The organism is Cystobacter fuscus, from assembly GCF_002305875.1.
GTDB classification, from domain to species: domain Bacteria; phylum Myxococcota; class Myxococcia; order Myxococcales; family Myxococcaceae; genus Cystobacter; species Cystobacter fuscus_A.
The window spans coordinates 3,801,511-3,818,412 of the sequence record NZ_CP022098.1; the positions used below are offsets into that span (position 1 = coordinate 3,801,511).

The window sequence follows — 16,902 nt, forward strand, 5'->3', positions numbered from 1 at the left end:
GGAGCTTCCTCTGGCTCAGTAGCGCCAGATCTCCACCGAGGAGGCTCGATCATTCCAGCCCACGGCGGGCAGATCATCCCGGGACTGGGGGACATACAGCCCCGCGCCGGAGTTGTTGTCGTTTTCCCAGAGGTTCGCGCGGTAGTTGCCGATGATCCGGACGGAGGAGGTCAGGTCATTGAACCCCTGGCTTCGCAGCTCCGAGACGGAGCCCGTCAGGTGACGGATGTCTCCCAGGTAGCCCGAGTGCTCGTACAGGTACACCCCCTGCTGGGGCGCATAGCCCCACACCGCGTAGGCGTAGTCTCCCTGCCAGCGCATGTAGTGCGCTCCCCACGGCTCGTAGGCCCAGTTGTCGAAGCCACCGGGGGCTCGTTTGACCAGGACACTCCAGGATTGGAACGGGAAGCGCGCCCGGACCCGCTCGGCCAGTTGCACGGCGCGGTTCTCCGCTGAACCACTCAGGCCGCCAATCTGTCCGTCGACGTAGCTCTGCAGCAGGCTCGCGCTGACCGCGCTGTCGCTCGTCAGGGTATTGAAGGCCACGTGGCTGTAGCCGTTGACCCAGTCGGACTTCTGGTACAGCCCGTGGTGCTGCACGGTGTAGCCCCAGTTGTCGGAGCCGGAGGTGCCCGACACGATGATGTGCCAGGACATTCCAGGCAGCGTGTGGTTCAGGAAGGTCCTGGCCTCCAGGACCCGGTCCCGCGCCTCGTCATCGCCCTCGCTGTGGAAGCCGTAGGCGATGTTGTTGAACACGGTCGCGAAGTCTCCGCCGATGGCCGACGCGCTCGTGGCCAGACGGAAGTTGTGGGCGATGATGGCGTCGATCAACCCCGCTCCCGGAAAGTCCATCATCAGCACGCCGGTGCGCTGCACGCCGGTGCCCATCAGGTAGTGGAGCGCGTTCTCGTTGACGCTGCCCGCGATGGCGCTGGGCGTTCCCCCGATGCCAGCGGCGCTCAGGAAGTTGATGTACAGGGTGTTGGGGTTACCCGTGCTCGCCGCCTCGAGGTGCGCGCGCACCAGGTTCCACTTCGTGCCGGTGTTGGTCTCTTCCCACGCGTCCTGCTTGTTGAGGCTGCCCCAGCTGATGCCGTGGTCTCCGCCGTCGAAGTCATCCAGAATGACAATCTTGCCCCGGACCTCGCCGAGCGTGGGGATGTGGGTGCCTCGCCAGATGTAGGGGCTGTAGGCGGGCTGATCCCGGTACCACTCGAACGTGGCGGCGAAGGAGCGCGTCGTGTTCTCCTCGGTGTGCTCCTGCTTGACCCGCATCACGATGGTTTCGGTGGGGTTGTCCCGCAGGAACTGCACCGCCGTGCTCAACACCCCATCGAAGTTGGCCATGAGGTAATACGCGCCGTGGTGGATGGTGAATCCATTGCCGATGTGGCGGGCGCGGATGTCCAGGACCCGGATGCCCGCGTCGAGCTGGGGCCGGAGCTCCAGCCCCTGGGTGAGGATCCAGGCCCGCTCGATGGCGGTCACGTACCATTCCGTCTCGTTGGCCATGGTGTCGTGCGTCCCCGGCAGCGAGAGCGCCGCGAGGCTGGTGGAGGAGGGAATCCACCGCATCCAGTTGGGATGGCTGGTCGGGACGGAGCCCGAGTCGTTGAAGTACCGCCCGTGCGCGGCGGCGAAGGGCGCTGGAAGCAACAGCGCCAGGAGGAGGGCCACGATGGGGTACTGGACGCGGGGGGCTCGGTGTAACGGCATGGGCGTGTTCTCCACGATAGAGTGAATACCCGGAAAGTCCTGGAGATAGCATGGCAGTCTTTCTCGAGACAGGAAAACGGAGAAAATGACATGGATGGAGTCTTGAACCGCCTGCCCCTGCTGTTGCTGCTCTTGTTCCTGCCCGGGGTCGCGGCCGCCCAGCGGCGTGTCACCGCGCCGGTGGACTTCGCCGTCGGTCCCGCGGCCTTCTTCTTCTTCGGCCCCGTGTTCGGGGATCAGCCCATCCACACGGGGTTGAAGCTCGACGTGGAGGCGGTGCTCGACAAGGAGTGGCTGAAGAAGAATCAAGCCCTCATTCCGCGCCAGTACCGCGGTCAAGCCCTGAAGTCGGGGGAGATTCGCTTCGCCCCGGCGATCACCGCCCTCATCCCGGATTCCCTCATCATCTCGCCGAAGTACAAGAACACCGGCATCTACGGCGCCACCTGGAAGCCGCTGGGCGTGGGCCTCGCGCTCAGCCCCAGTCCGGTGCGCTTGTCAGTCGACGCGGGGTTGCTCCTCACCTACGCCTACCTGTACTCGGACACCCTGGAGAACACCCACTTCCTCCGGCCGGGTCTCCAGCTCGGCGTGGATCTGGAATTCCAGCTCAGCAAGGGCTTTCTCCTCAGTATCGGCTGGGCCTCGGCTCTCTATGTTCCCCAACGACTGGGCAGCTTCCTCGACGTGGGGCCGCTCGATGCCTCCATCTTCCACGTGGGGCAGGCCTATCTGCTGTTTCATTTCCGGATTCCCGTCTCCACCCGTCTCTGATGGCCGTGTTGCTCCAGAAGCAACACCTTGTCTGTTGCTTTTGAAGCTACACGCGGGTTGTTGCTCCTCGAGCAACACGGTGACCAGGATTTACCCGGCGTCCTGTTGCTTCCTGATTGTTCTTGCATTGATAGGATTTATCTTCTTATTCTAGACAGTAGCCGCTCTGTGGGGCGCGAACATCCGGGGGATACATCCATGCATTACCTACGCAGACAGACCAAGGGGTTGAAGTCCACATCGTGTTGGCTCCTGGGCGCCGCGCTGGCGCTCGGAGGGTGCCAGGCCGGGTCGGATCCATCCGAGGAGAGCACGGCACCGGCCGCCGCTCCCGTGGCGGCCGCCCTGGAAGAGGAGGGCAGCAGCACCGCGCTCAAGACCCTTCCACTGGTGGACGCGACGTCGGCGACCAGGGTCTTCGTCCAACAGCTCTCCAAGCCCACGGCCCTCGAGGAGAACGTGGCGGTGAACGTGAAGCTGCCCCCGCCGACGAACAAGGAACTCTCCAACAGCCTCGTTCGCGTGCTCGGGGACACGAGCAATCCCCTGGTCCTCTTCCGCTCCGACACGCTCGCCCAGCTGGGCATGATTCCCAAGAGCCCCGGTCCGGACTTCTTCACGTCCTTCTCGCAGCTGAGCGTGACGGAGCTGGAGCGGCGCGCCAAGAACGAGCAGCAGATGGCCTCGGGCGCCTTCGGGGAGATCTCCACCGAGGCGGTCCTGTTCAATGGCCGCCACCCGGTCAGCCGTGCCCTCGGCGCCGCCGTGGACGTGAGGGCCTTCTCGAGTGGCGCGCTCACGCCGCTGAGCATCTGCCCGGCCCGCCCCGTCTCCACCACGGCTTCGTGGGGCAAGACGTTGCTCATCCGGGATCCCGCCGTCGTCCTCGATCCGGCGCGCACCTGGGATCCCTGCACCGGAAACGGAACGCAGGGCGGTGTGTGGACCTTCGCCCACCTCATCCGCGAGCTGGCCCAGGGCTCGGGCAAGACGCCCGAGGACTTCGTGAAGGACTGGTTGTCGCTCTGGGTCAATCAATACACCGTCAACGGGGACAACGTCCTGGCGCGCACCGACATGTTCGCCAAGGTGATTCAACCCTGGGCCTCCGCCAGCGGGGTTGCCTCGGCCCTCGTCGTCAATCCGAGCACCCAGCGCAATGAAGTCCTGCTCGGCGGGTCGCTCAACCTCGACATCGCGCCGTTCCGGTTGCTGGCCATCGTCAATCGCGCCGATCTCGGCAAGAGCTCGGGCGGGGGCTACGGTGGTTCCTCCGACGCGGGCGAGCTGCGCTTCGTGTTCGGGGTGACCCGTCCCTCGCCGTGGGGCGCCGGTACGGAGGCGAGCTGCAATCTCAAGGAATTCACCGTCATCTTCGAGTACGGCGTGCCGCGCTCGGGTTGCCGCCAGGTCATCGACTGGGCGCAGAAGTGGGTGCAGCTGGGCACCCACGCCAGCTTCGACGCGAGCTACCTCTCCCAGTTGGAGTCGATGACCGAGAGCGTCGTCCGCCATGGCATGGCTCCCTCGAAGGGCAACCAGAACGCGCTCAACCAGATCCGCACCAACGAGAAGGACTTCAACCCCCAGTGGGAGCTGCGCGAGTTCACGCTCACCACCGAGAACCCCTCGGGTCCCGATACCCCCGTCAATGGTGGGCTCCGGCCGCATACCGTGGCGCTCACGCCGGATGACGCCACCCACAACTCGAACACCGACCCCGACGTCGCCTCCTTCGTCCTGGGCACCATCGCCACGACGGGCGTCCAGGCGCCGTTGATGGTTCCGACCCAGTGCGCGGCCAGCTACACCGTGCCCTTCAGCGTGAATGGCCGGCCCTTCCTGGGCGGCAACGCGCTCGTGCGCCTGCCCAATCGCTGGGCCGCCGCGGGGGCCAGCTCCTCCTCGCCCCAGGAGGTGTGCGCTCGCAAGGAGTTCTCACTCAACACCTGCAATGGTTGCCACTTCGCCGATACCGGCACCACCGACCTCAACAACATCAACAACCTGAGCTTCACGCACATCAGCCCCACGTCGGGCATCCCCGCTCGCATGTCGAAGTTCCTCACGGGTGGCAATCCCGGGTTCAGCTTCGGCGTCCCGGACACCCAGTTCGGCGCCTCGGTGGCGACCTGGTCCTTCGCCGACCTGGAGCGGCGCCACCAGCGGCTGTATGACATCGCCACCTGCTCCACCTGCTCCTTGCGTTTCTCCTTGAGCGAGGGCGTCCTCGGGGCAATCCAGGAGGTGGCGGGCGTGGTTCCCTTCGAGCCGGCCATCGCCACGGGAGGCAAGGCGCCGTTCAAGGTGGGCCCCATCACCAGCGTGGACGTGGTGAAGCGGCTCGTGGAACTGCGCCCGCAGTTCAAGAAGGACGTCCGCGACGAGCCGGTGGACTTCCTCCGTCCGGTCGAGACCTTCGTCCACTGAAGTCGCGTCCCCTGGGAGTCCCCTGGGGACGAAACCCTGGAGCGACGAGCCCCTCCTCGTTCACGACGCGGGGGACTCGGCTCCAGGCCGCAGCTCGCCCAGGACGTGAGGGGTGAGATCCTCTCCCCTCACGCGGTAGGCGGTTGCTCCCTCCGCCAGCGGCGCGCTCTGGAATTCCACGCGCGCGGGCAGCAGCAGGGGCCGGCGGAAGTCCGAGGTCAGGGTCAGCGCGGGCGCTTCCGCCTCCTGGCCCAGCGCCGCCACCCCGCGGCCCACGGTCCACATGCCGTGGGCAATGGCACGCGAGAAGCCGAAGGGACGGGCCGTGAGCGCGTGCAGGTGGATGGGATTGAAGTCTCCCGAGGCGAGCGCGTAGCGCCGGCCGGTGTCCTCGTGCATCGTCCAGTGCTCGCTACGGCTGGAGGCGAAGCGGGCCTCCTCTTCCGGGTCCGGCGTGAACGGGGACCGAGGGCCCCGCGAGCGCTCCGCCGCGCCCGATAGCCGGCGCAACATGGTGGTGACGGCGCTCCAGGCGAGCGTTCCGCCTTCCTCCACCCGGGTATGCACCTCCAACTCCCGCCCCTGCCGGACCTCCCGTTGGCCCTCCACCCAGACGTGCACGGAGAGGGCCGAGCCCTCCCGCAACCGGCGCCACTGCTGGATGCGGTTGCGCACGTGGATCATGCCGAGCAACCGGTAGGGGAACTCGGGGTGGTTGAGCACCGCGAGGTGTAGCGGTGTGACGAGCACCTGGGGGTACGTCAGGGGAAGGAAGCCATTCGCCGGGAAGCCCGTCACCTCCCGGTAGCGCGCGAGGGAGCGGGGTTCCGCGCGGAGGTGTCGCATCCGCGCCTCGAGCCGGGGCACGTCGGCTGGGCGTGTGGCGCGAGAAGAGAGGGCGGCGCGCAGCAATTCCCTGGGCAGGGAGGGAAGGGCGTCGAACTCGAGGACGTGCGAAGTCTGGGACATGGGTTGTTCACGGGGAGAGGCGGGACACCTCGCGGACGTCCCGCCTTCCCGAGCAGGTGGCCGCTACTTCAACGACGGCGGCCGCTTCGCCGGCACGCAGCGAAGCAGGGTGGGGTGGCAGGTGACGGCGAAGTCGGGATTGATGGTGAGCTCGGTCTGGCAGACGCTATCATCCGGCTCGCCAGCCTCGTTCCCGCATTCGATGTCGCCCGGCCACATGGCCCAGACCTCGTATCTCGCGGTACAGCCGTTCTCGGTGCGATCGAGCTCCGCCACCATCTGCGTGCCCGGCGCCTGGGCGGTGGCGAGGATCCGGACGTTGCTCCACTGGTAGGAGATGCTCGTGGCGGGCTCCGTATCGGAGGCGGGGGCGTCCTTCCGGGCGACCGGCATCTCCGTGGCGGGGCAGAAGCCCTCCTCGTCGGACTGCTTCGCCAGCGTGCCGAGCGAGTACGAGGGCTGGGAGGCGTCGCGGTCGTTGAGCGCCACGAGCGACTCGGGGTTGATGGACAGCCGCTCGTCACCGGTGCGGCTGGAGAACTTCTGGATGCCGAGCAGCTCTCCCGCGAGGACGGGGCAGGTGGTCGGCTCCCTCGGGGAGTAGACGGCGGACCAACTCAGGCTCTGCACCGGACATCCGATGGGGGGCTGGGAGGAGTCACAAGAGGACAAGAGTGCCATGGCCCCGGCCAGCCCGAGAATGCGTCGAGTCATGTGTGAGAAACCTTTCCTGACCAGGAGGGCTAGAAGGACAGCCGGGCGCCGAATCGCACGGAACGCGGAGACTGGTAGGCCGTGGGCTTGCCGAAGTTCTTGTTGAGGCTCGTGGTGTCGATCGGCTCGCCATCGGGTCCCACCAGCTTCGTCGCCAGATCGGCCTTCTGTCCGTTCTCGATGGGGAGCACGGACGAGTACGTGTAGTTCTGGTCGTACGCGACGGGGGCCTGGAAGTTGAAGATGTTGAAGACATCCACGCTGAACGACGCGGTGAGCTCGCGCGACAACCGGTAGTTGAGCGCCAGGCGGCCGTCGACGCGGTGGTTCCAGGGCAGGCGGCCCGCGGCGCCGCGCGGCAGGATGAAGGCCTGTCCCGCGCCGTAGTCGTAATGCGCGCCGAGATAGCTGTAGGGCGTGCCCGAGGACGCCCGGTAGGACGCGCCGAGGTTGAGGCTCAGGTCGGGCCGCAGGGCGAACTCCCGCGCACCGAAGACCTTGAGCTGGTGGGTGCGGTCGGCGGGCAGCGGCCCGGAGCGGTTGGGCAGCAGCGAGACGAGGTCGAAGTCGGAGTTGATGTTGGGATCCAACTGGCCGGTGTCCGAGCGGAACAGGCCCTCGTAGTTGCCGCGCAGGGAGGACCACGTGTAGCTGGCCTGGGCGAGCCACTGGTCGGCGAAGTTCTTCTGGAAGAAGAGCGTGACGGCGTCGTAGTCGCGCTGGGGCTTGTAGGGGGCGAAGTCGCGGGCGAACCCGAGCCCCGGGTTGCCAATGAAATAGGTGGCTCCGTTGTCCCGGCTCATGTCCTCGATGGCGATGTTGAGGGTGCGCCGGGTGTAGGTCGCGCCCACGCGCGCGTTGGGCAGGAGTTCGTACTCGCCACCCACCACGAACTCGTCCGTGGACGAGGGCTGGATGGAGGGATCCACGATGGTGGCGCCCGCGCCCATGGTCCCCCACAGGCGGTTGGCGTCCAGTGGATCATTGAGGGGCAGCCGGGCCTCGTCGCTGTTGCAGCTGCCCTGCAACTGTGCCGGATCCCGAGGATCGCACAAGGCGGGGTTCTTGTACGAGCGCAAGCCGGGCTCACCCGGGAACGAGCGGTCCACGAGATCCAGCGGAACGCTTTCGTAGTACCGGGCGTAGTTGGCGTAGAGCTTGGATTTGCCGGACCGGGTGGGATCGACGATCACCCCCAGGCGCGGAGACCACTGGTTGGCCAACACCATGGCCAGGTTGCCATCACCCATGAGGTACTGGGCGTCATAGCGCACGCCCACGTTGAGCGTGGCCACGTCGAACAGGTTCCAGCTGTCCTGGAGGAAGCCGCCGATGGAGTTGGAGGCCGACACCCGGTGCTGGGATGCCTCGATGTCCTCCTCATCCGGGCCGACCAGGTAGCCGTACTGGCGGTAGTCGTAGAAGTACGTGCCGTCCTCCTCCTCGATGAGGACTGTCTTTCCGGTCAAGGCGCGCACGTGGTCGTAGCGCATGAACTCCAGATCCAGACCGGCCTTGATGACGTGCTGCCCCGCGCCCTGGAGCAGCAGGGTGCCGATGAGCTTGCCCTGGTAGCGATCCAACGAGGCGTCATCGATACGGCCGGGACCTCCCGTCAGGTAGTTGAGCACGGGACAGCGCGTGCCTCCGGGGGCATTGGGCGCGAGACAGACGGACGGATCCGGCAGGGTCTCGAACTCGGTGATGGAGTGCGGATTCGGGCGCTCCTGTGCGTCGGTGGTCCGCTGCCACGTCGTATTGGTGATGCCCGCGTACCCGTCGGAGCTGCCCACGGCGGAGCCATCCGAGGGGAGCAGGGCCCCCACCTGGTGGTGCCAGCCGAGGGTGGCGTTGAAGAGCAGGCGCTTGTCCAGGAAGGACGAGGACCACTTGAGGCTCGTGTCCAGGGCGTTGGCGATGCGCTGCGTGGCCAGGGCGCCCTGCTGTCCCGAGATGCGCTCCACTTCCGGCAGGCCCGTGCTCTCGCTGATGGCGAAGCGGCCCTCGCCGCCCGCGGTCGAGGGCGTGCCCGTCACCGTCACGCTGACGTTGTGATCCTGGTTGAGCAGGTAGGTGAGCTTGCCGATGAACTGGAAGTTGCGCTGGTCCGCGAAGTAGTTGCGCTGGGTGCCCGGGATGCGCTCGGTCTGGATGAAGCCCCGCTCGTCCACCTGGGGCTTGCCATTCGCGTCCAGGACCTGGGCGTTGAGGTTGCGCTCCAGTTGATAGCGGGTGAAGGAGGGCGCCACGCCGGCGAAGAACCAGAGCCTGTCCTTTAGGATGGGGCCGCCCACCTCGAAGCCCACGTCCGCCAGGTTCCACAGCGCCGCCCGGCCGGAGACGGTGCCCGCCTCCTGGATGATTTCCGTGCCGCGGGAGGCCAGCGCGCCCGGCGTGAGGTTGCCGAACACCGAGCCATGAAACTCATTGGAGCCCGACTTCGTCACCGCGTTGACCACGCCGCCCGTCGAGCGTCCGTACTCGGGCAGGTAGCCGCCGCTGATGATGTTCACCTCGCCCATGAACTCCACGCTCAGGGGGGCGCCGTTGATGCCGAAGCCGGGATCGTTCACCGACACGCCATCGATGATGTACTGGTTCTCCGGGGAGGTGGCGCCGCCGATGGACACACCATAGGTGTCCGCGTTCGCTCCCGGGGCCAGCTCCGCCAGGGCCTCGAAGGAGCGCGAGGCGGCGCCCTTGCCGCTGGGTGAGACGACCGCGATGTTGCGCAGGAAGTCCGAGCTGACGTTCACCCCGGTGGCCGCCGAGCCGATGTCCACGGTGGGCGCCTGGGCCACCACGGCGATGTCTTCTCCAAATGCCTCGGGCAGCAGCTCCACGTTGACGCGGACCGAGTAGTCCAGACGCAGGTTGATGCTCTCCCGCGACAGGGGCTTGTAGGCCTCCCTGTCGAAGCGCAGCGCATACACCCCGGGTGGAAGCTGGGGAATGCGGTATTGGCCCTGGCTGTCGGTGACGACCGTCTGCTCTCCCTGGAGGTTGGGCGAGGTGGCGGTCACCACCACGTCCACGACGGGCTGGCGCGTGGCCGCGTCCGTCACCGTACCGAGGATCACCGAGGTTCCCTGGGCCAGGGCACCGCTACCCGCCAGGCATAGGGCGAGCGCGAGCAGGCCGGGGTGCCAGAGGATGTGTCTTCTTGTCATGGAGCACCCCGAGGCCGCGGCTCATTGCACTTCGGCGCCGTCCTGGTTGGAGTACGCGGAGACGGCCGTACCCGAGAAGGCCCTGGCCCGGTACACGTAATCGCCCACGGGCACGTCCGAATCCACGAACACGGTCGCGTTGGCGCCCGTCCGTCCGATGATCTCGAACTGCAGGGGCCAGGTCTCCACCGCGCGCTCGAGGATGAAGCCTTCCTCGTCCTCCGAGTTGTCCTTCCAGCGCATGGTCACGTTCGAACCCGAGGCCACGGCGTAGAAGTTGGTGGGTGCGGCCAGCGAGGAGCTGGTCGTGGTCACGGTGATGGCCACGGTGGCGGAGGCGCTGGCGCCGCCCGAATCCGTCACCGTGAGCTTCGCGGTGTAGTTGCCCGGATTGGTATAGCTGTGGGTCACCGTGGCGCCGCTGCCCTGCTGCCCATCGCCGAAGCTCCAGACATACGAGGCGATCGTTCCGTCGGGATCCGTGGACGTCGAGCCGTTGAAGCTCACCAGCAGCGGGGCCGACCCCGTCGAGGGCGTGGCCGTGATGCGGGCCACGGGCGGCTGATTGGTGCTGCTCTTGGCGGGAATGACGAACAGGGTGATGCTCGAGGCCGGCACCGTGGTGCTCAGCCGTCCGCCGGACACGGACGCGTCCGTCAGCCGGGTGATGGTGTTGGCCGACGTGAGCTGCCAGCGCTGGCTGATTGTCCCCGCGTTGAAGCGGGCGAGCTGGAGCGAGATCGACGTCGTGCCCGTCAGCGCCTTGTTGAGGACCATGACGGTGAGGGCCCCATCGGACGAGCGCTCGGCGGCGAACGCCGACAGCTCGTCCGGATTGGGCACGGTGCACGACACGCTCAGATCTCCAAAGGCCGACTTCTTGCCGTCGTAGTTGCGGTAGAGCTTCATCGCCTTGAAGGTGGGCGTGCTCTCCGCGGGAGTCTCCCAGCGGATGCCATAGTCCAATCCCTCGCGGCCGAAGATGCCGAGCACGTCCGCCTGCGCGATGGCCCCGTTGATGTGGTTTTCCGCGCCCCAGTTGTACTCGGTGATGCCCACCTTCGTGCCGGGATAGTAGCTCTGCACCCACCCCTTGAGCCGGGGGATGAGCGTGACTTCGTCATTGATCCACGTCTCGTCCACGTAGTTCGGATCCCAGAGCGAGCGCGTGGAGCGGTTGCGCCGCAGTTGCATGGCGGTGGTGACGTTCGTGCTGAACTCGCCGCCCTGCGGGTAGTAGTGCACGGTGAAGATATCCAACAGCCGGCGGCCCGTGGCCTGCTCGTGCTGGCGCAGCTCCCCGAGCCACCACGGCAGATAGTCCACGTTTCCGTGCGCTTCACGATCGGGGAACTCGGTGTATTCCTCCCGCTCATTGGCATACTGCTGGTCATAACCGCTGTAGAAGTAGCCGCTCCAGCCCCACTCCTCGGGACCCATCACGAGGGCATTGGGCTCCACGCTCTTGACCATGGAGGCGTAGGCGATGTGCTTGTCACGCACCTCCTCGAGGGTCGCGCCGACGGGGTGCACGTCGCGGTGATTGGAATACCAGAGGCTGGGCTCGTTATCCATGGCGAAGAGGCGGATGCCCCCCTGGGCCGCCGTTCCCCACTGCTCGCGGAGGTGTTGGATCCACCCGGCCTGGAAGTCCGGATCCACGGGCGTGTTGGCGTCGTTGGGATCATTGACCACGAACTCGCCATCCAACAGCCGGATGCCATTGCCGGCATCGGGGAACCACACGGTGTCGCTCGCCGTCTGCGGGCCGTACTTCAAGATGGAGAAGCTGGCCAGCCGCGAGCGATTGGGACCCAGACGCGCCGCCCAGCCCACCGTGGGGATGGTGACGGCCGGTTGCGCTCCCGCCGCCCGGGTGCTGGCGATGAACTCATCCACCTCGCCCCCCGGCTCCGCGCTGTCGTGGGCCAGACTCTCGAAATACCAGTCCCGGCCCCGGTTGGAGGCGTTCTGCTCCCAGTTGTAACGGGAGGCGGCGTTGCCTCCGTTACGATTGAGTGGAGAATTGAGCTCGCTCAGTTGCGCCTGGGTGGCATGGGCCACACCATAGATGGAGGGACTGATTCCTCGCCGATTGGCGCCCGCGTCGATGGCGATGGTCGTCTGGGCAGAACCGGGAAGGGAGATGAGGACCATCCATCCCGCGAGCCATGGCGTGGAAGGCCTCGCCCCCCGGAGCGTACGGGACAATCCCATCCACACGACATGGCACCACTGCTGCGCATTCATGGGCACTCCTCTGCCGTGAACGCTTCCATGTGCATGGAGCGCCCGGCGGGTCAGACGTCGGCCTCGGGGACTGGAAACCCAGCTTCACCCGGTTCGGCATTCTTTACGGAGTCAAATGTACAACGTGGATTGCGGTTTGTCCGCAACGCATCAGACGCCAACGCGAGAAACTTATTTTCGGGGGCTGTGTTCTGCTAACAACCAGTCTGTCTGAAATCGTGCAGCGTGAATGTTCTCTCCGCGAGGCCGGCCGCGAGCGGAGTTCCAGCTTCTGTTTTCTCACTTTCATATAGTCCACGCCAGAGGGCAGAGATTGCGCTGCCTGTTCCTCTCATCCAATCGTCGACGTATTTCCGGCACTGGCGGCTCGGATTGCAGCACGATCGTATTTTTAATGACAATGCTCTCCTTCTCCGGTTCCTCGTGGGATGACGGGGACCTGGGTAGGATCATGTGCCCCCCGCACCCCTGATGTGTTGTCCGGGTGACGGGTCATTCCCAACCGGAGGTGGGTTGGCGTGGCCCCAGGGGGGAGGGGCAAGGGCCTGTCTGGGATTGAGGGCTCGAGCCCTCGCGCGGAGGGAGGGCCCTGGGCGGGCGGGTGTTTGTGATACACCGGCGACACGGTGGATGAGGAGGAAGGAATGCAAGGCATTTGGAGGGTGGTGTGGCTGTCGTTCCTGCTGGGGGCATGCTCGGAGAAGCCCGCGGCGCCCGCCGCGCCGGACAAGAGCGCGGCGGCGCTGGCGGCCCAGGACGCGGCCTGCCCGGGCGGGACGGTGAAGGGGTGTGTGGACGCGGCCGCCGAGGCCGAGCGCAAGGGCGAGGTGGCTCGCGCCGTCGAGCTGTACACGCGCGGCTGCGAGGCGGGCGTGGCCCGGGTGTGCAATGTGTTGGGGACGCTCGTCTGGCAGGGGCGCGGCGTGAGCGCGGATCCCGCGCGTGCCTATTCACTCTACATGCGGGCGTGTGAGGGGGGCGACGCGGCGGGCTGCTTCAGCGCCGCCATCTGCCACCGCACGGGCGCGTGCGCCGAGAAGAACGACGCCGAGGCCACGAAGCTGTTGCGGCGCGCCTGTGATGGGGGGGACTCCCGCGCCTGCGCCAATCTGGGCGGACGCTGAGGCGCGGGGGGGAGGCGCGCGCTTCCACTCACGGGGGGGTCGGGGCCTGCCGGGCCTCCTCCTCGGTGCGCGCCTTGATCAACGCGTCCCGCTCGCGCCGGTTGCTCACCTCGGTCTCGGACACCGCGACGAGGGCCTTCAGTCCCTGGTCGAGCTCCTCGCCCCGCAGCGCCTCCAGGTCGGTGATCAGGGCGCGGGCCCTGTCCAGCCACGACAACTGCCCCTCCTGGCTCCAGCGCAGCAGCACGCCCCCGTCGGTGGGGTGGAAGGTGAAGTCGAGCGTGCTCGTGGAGGGCCGGGGCGCGAGGCGCTCGAAGCGCACGCGGATGAACTCGTAGGGCCGGCTCTCCAGCACGGTGATGCGCCCCTTGCCCGCCCGTGCGTTGCCCGCCCAGGTGTAGACGGCCTCGGGGCCCGCGATGGGCCCGTCGAAGTGGCGCTTCATGCCCGGCTCGAGCGCGTCCCAGGGGGACCACAGTCGCCAGCGGTGCAGATCATTCACCAGGGCGAAGGGAATCTCGGCGGGCGCGGCGAGGGGCCTGGCGCGTTCGGTCCGGTAGGCCGAGGGTCGAGAGGCCACCAGGGAGGCGAAGCCCACCACCGCGACTGCCAGTGCGAGAGAAATCCGCTTGAGCATCCTGTCTCCTGTCCTCCGGATGGCGACCCAGGGGGGATGCGACTGTACACCACCCCTGTTCCAGGCTCTTTTGGGAGAACACCCGAGCCCCATCCGAGTCGCCGCCCATCATGTTCGCCGGTCCGAGTGAAATGCACGCGCGCATCCGCGCGCACGACTGGTCCGCCAGCAGTCTGGGGCCGATGGACACCTGGCCCGAGAGCCTGAAGGCCCTGGTGCGCACGATGCTCTCGTCGCGCTACCCCATGATCCTCACGTGGGGGCCGTCCTTCCTCCAGTTCTACAACGATGCCTACTCGAAGCTGATCGGCGACAAGCACCCGGCGGCGCTGGGGCTCGACATCCGCGTCACCATGGCCGAGGCGTGGGACACGCTCGGGCCGATGATCCACCAGGTGATGGCCACCGGCGTGGCGAACTGGACGCCCGCCCTGATGCTCCTGCTGGAGCGCTCGGGCTACCGCGAGGAGTCCTATTTCAGCGTCTCGCATTCCCCCGCCGAGGATGACACGGGGCGAATCGTCGGCATGTTCGCCGTCTGCAGCGAGGTGACCCAGCAGCTCCTCGGGGAGCGGCGGCTGCGGCTCTTGAGGGATCTGGCCTCCCGGGCGGCGGTGACCCGGAGCGTCGCGAAGACCTGTGAGGAGGTCGTCACCGCCATCGCCGAGCACCCCCTGGATGTGCCCTTCGCGCTGCTGTACCTGCGCGACCCGGACGGCAAGGGGTTCACCCGCCACGGGGTCATCGGGCTGGAGGAGAACGCGGCGGCGTGTCCGCTCCGGGTGGAGGGCGGAGACGACGAGCCCGTGTGGCCCCTGGCCCGCGCGGCCGAGGGCGAGACGGTGCTCGTCGAGGATGTCGAGCGCCGTGTCACGCTGACGGGGGGCCCGTTCGAGGATCCGGTCCGCACGGCGGTGGTGATGCCGGTGGCCGCCGCGGGCCAGAGTGCTCCACTCGGCGTGCTCGTGACGGGGCTCAGCCCCAACCGGGCGCTCGACGAGGGCTACCGCTCCTTCCTCGAGCTGCTGGTGGGCCAGGTGTCGGTGGCCCTGCGCAATGCCCACGCCCACGAGGAGGAGCGTCGGCGCGCGGAGGCCCTGGCGGAGCTGGATCGCGCCAAGACGGTCTTCTTCAGCAACATCAGCCATGAGTTCCGCACGCCCCTGACGTTGATGCTGGGGCCCACGCAGGATCTGCTCGCCGGGCGCGCGGGCCCGCTGTCCGGGGCGGTCCGCACCGAGCTGGAGGTGCTCCACCGCAACGCGGGGCGGCTGCTGCGGCTCGTCAACACGCTGCTGGACTTCTCCCGGCTGGAGGCGGGGCGGATGGAGGCCAGCTTCGCTCCCGCCGACTTCTCCACGCTGTGCGCGGACCTCGCGGGCACCTTCCGCTCGGCGGTGGAGCGCGCGGGGCTCCAGCTCCTCGTGAACTGCCCGCCGCTGTCCCAGCCCGTCTACCTGGATGGCGAGCTCTGGGAGAAGGTCGTCCTCAACCTCGTCTCCAACGCCTTCAAGTTCACCCACGAGGGGAGCATCTCGGTCCGCACCTTCGAGCGGGACGGGTGCGCCGTGCTCGAGGTGCGCGACACGGGAACGGGCATCCCCGCCGTGGAGCTGCCGCGCCTCTTCGAGCGCTTCCACCGGGTGAAGGACGCGCATGCCCGGACGCATGAGGGCTCGGGCATCGGACTCGCGCTGGTGCATGAGCTGGTACGGCTCCATGGCGGGCAGGTGGAGGTGGACAGCACCGAGGGACAGGGGACGACGTTCACCGTCGAGGTGCCCCTGGGCTTCGCGCACCTGCCGGAGGAGCGGGTGCGCGCCACGCGGGTGCTGCCCTCCACCGCGACCGGTGCCGCCCCCTACGTCGAGGAGTCCCTGCGCTGGTCCGTCCAGGAGCCCGTCGAGGTGCCGCCCGTCGTGCCGGAGCCGAACCGGCCTCGCGCGCGCGTGCTCCTCGCGGACGACAACGCGGACGTGCGCGACTACATCCACCGGGTGCTGTCCGCCGGGTTCGAGGTGCAGGCGGTGCCGGATGGACAGGTGGCCCTGGAAGTGGCCCTGGCCCACCCGCCCGAGCTCGTCATCTCGGACGTGATGATGCCCCGGTTGGATGGCGTGGGGCTGTTGCGCGCCCTGCGTGCCGCTCCCCATACCAGGGACCTGCCCATCCTCCTGCTGTCGGCCCGCGCCGGGGAGGAAGCCACGCTCGAGGGACTCGAGTCCGGAGCGGATGACTACCTCGTCAAGCCCTTCTCCGCCCGGGAGTTGCTCACCCGGGTGCGTGCCCATCTCGAGCGGGCGCGCATGCGCCGGGAGGTGGCCCGGGAACGGGCCCAGGTGGAGCACCTCCTGGAGGCCGTGCGGGCCCGGGACGACTTCCTGTCCGTGGCCTCCCATGAGCTGAAGACACCGCTCACCATCTTCCAGCTCCAGCTCGGCGCCATCGAGCGGAGCCTGAACGCGTCCTCCCAGCCCGGTATTGGCGAGCGGTTGGACACGGCGCGTCGCTCCGCGCGTCGGCTGGCCGGCCTCATCGAGACGTTGCTGGACGTGTCTCAGCTCACCACGGGCCGCATGCAGCTGTCGCGGATTCAGGTGGACCTGGCGGAGCTCGCGCGCGGCGTGGTGCTCGCCCACCAGGGCGAGGCCCGGCGGCAGGGCTGCTCGGTGCGGCTCCAGCTCGAGGGCTCCCTGGAGGGCTTCTTCGATCGGGAGCGCATGGAGCAGGTGTTCCACCACCTGCTATCCAATGCCTTGAAGTTCGGCGTGGGCCACCCCGTGGACGTCACCCTGCGCGAGGACGGGGGTGGGGTGACGCTCTCGATCGTGGACCATGGCATCGGCATCCCGGTGGCCGACCGACAGCGCGTCTTCGAGCGGTTCGAGCGGGCCGTGCCAGCGCGCAACTACGGCGGCCTCGGGCTGGGCCTCTGGGTCATCCGCCAGGTGGTCGAGGCCCACCATGGGCACATCCGCATCGAGGAGACGCCAGGTGGGGGCGCGACGTTCCTCGTCCACGTGCCACGCCCTGGTCCGCTCGTGCCCCCCGGCCCGTCCGTGCCCGAGGTGCCCGGAGGCAAGGGCCGCGACGTGATGAACTGAGCCCCCGCCGG

The 16,902-nt window shown here is 67.6% G+C and carries 10 protein-coding genes; 4 read left to right on the forward strand and 6 right to left on the reverse strand.

All coding sequences use genetic code 11. The annotated features are described in order from the left end of the window. Positions 1-15: 15 nt before the first annotated feature. Positions 16-1,719 (reverse strand): phosphatidylinositol-specific phospholipase C, encoded by a 1,704-nt coding sequence (locus CYFUS_RS15685; protein WP_095985960.1) that lies wholly within the window; start codon positions 1,717-1,719, stop codon positions 16-18. A 90-nt stretch (positions 1,720-1,809) separates the two neighbouring features. Here CYFUS_RS15685 and CYFUS_RS15690 point away from each other — a divergent pair, with 90 nt between their 5' ends. Both CYFUS_RS15690 and CYFUS_RS15695 read left to right on the forward strand, forming a co-directional pair. Further along, positions 1,810-2,493 carry a hypothetical protein gene (locus tag CYFUS_RS15690; protein WP_198316587.1) on the forward strand — a complete coding sequence of 228 codons (684 nt, stop codon included), beginning with the start codon at positions 1,810-1,812 and terminating at the stop codon, positions 2,491-2,493. Between the two features lie 198 nt (positions 2,494-2,691). Further along, the gene (locus tag CYFUS_RS15695; RefSeq protein WP_095985961.1) at positions 2,692-4,923 is read left to right on the forward strand and encodes a hypothetical protein; all 2,232 of its coding nucleotides are present in this window, start codon (positions 2,692-2,694) and stop codon (positions 4,921-4,923) included. 60 nt (positions 4,924-4,983) lie between these two features. On the opposite strand, the gene CYFUS_RS15700 is transcribed toward CYFUS_RS15695, so the two are convergent. The 4 genes from CYFUS_RS15700 to CYFUS_RS15715 form a co-directional block, all read right to left on the reverse strand. After that, positions 4,984-5,892 carry a MaoC family dehydratase gene (locus tag CYFUS_RS15700; RefSeq protein ID WP_095985962.1) on the reverse strand — a complete coding sequence of 303 codons (909 nt, stop codon included), beginning with the start codon at positions 5,890-5,892 and terminating at the stop codon, positions 4,984-4,986. A 63-nt stretch (positions 5,893-5,955) separates the two neighbouring features. Next, the gene (locus CYFUS_RS15705; protein WP_095985963.1) at positions 5,956-6,606 is read right to left on the reverse strand and encodes a hypothetical protein; all 651 of its coding nucleotides are present in this window, start codon (positions 6,604-6,606) and stop codon (positions 5,956-5,958) included. A gap of 29 nt (positions 6,607-6,635) precedes the next feature. Beyond that, on the reverse strand, positions 6,636-9,776 hold the full coding sequence (locus CYFUS_RS15710) for a TonB-dependent receptor (RefSeq protein ID WP_095985964.1): 3,141 nt from the start codon (positions 9,774-9,776) through the stop codon (positions 6,636-6,638). A gap of 21 nt (positions 9,777-9,797) precedes the next feature. Beyond that, positions 9,798-12,026: a glycoside hydrolase family 44 protein gene (locus tag CYFUS_RS15715; RefSeq protein ID WP_232537585.1), complete on the reverse strand. Its 2,229-nt coding sequence runs from the start codon at positions 12,024-12,026 to the stop codon at positions 9,798-9,800. A 644-nt stretch (positions 12,027-12,670) separates the two neighbouring features. On the opposite strand from CYFUS_RS15715, the gene CYFUS_RS15720 reads away from it, so the two are divergent. Further along, positions 12,671-13,150 (forward strand): tetratricopeptide repeat protein, encoded by a 480-nt coding sequence (locus CYFUS_RS15720; RefSeq protein WP_095985966.1) that lies wholly within the window; start codon positions 12,671-12,673, stop codon positions 13,148-13,150. Between the two features lie 28 nt (positions 13,151-13,178). Here CYFUS_RS15720 and CYFUS_RS15725 read toward each other — a convergent pair whose 3' ends face one another. Beyond that, a complete protein-coding gene (locus CYFUS_RS15725) occupies positions 13,179-13,787 on the reverse strand; it encodes an SRPBCC family protein (protein ID WP_157758463.1) in 609 nt (202 codons plus the stop codon). Positions 13,788-13,897: 110 nt separating this feature from the next. Here CYFUS_RS15725 and CYFUS_RS15730 point away from each other — a divergent pair, with 110 nt between their 5' ends. After that, complete coding sequence (locus tag CYFUS_RS15730) at positions 13,898-16,891, forward strand: ATP-binding protein (RefSeq protein ID WP_232537586.1); 2,994 nt, start codon at positions 13,898-13,900, stop codon at positions 16,889-16,891. The last annotated feature ends 11 nt before the right edge of the window (positions 16,892-16,902 follow it).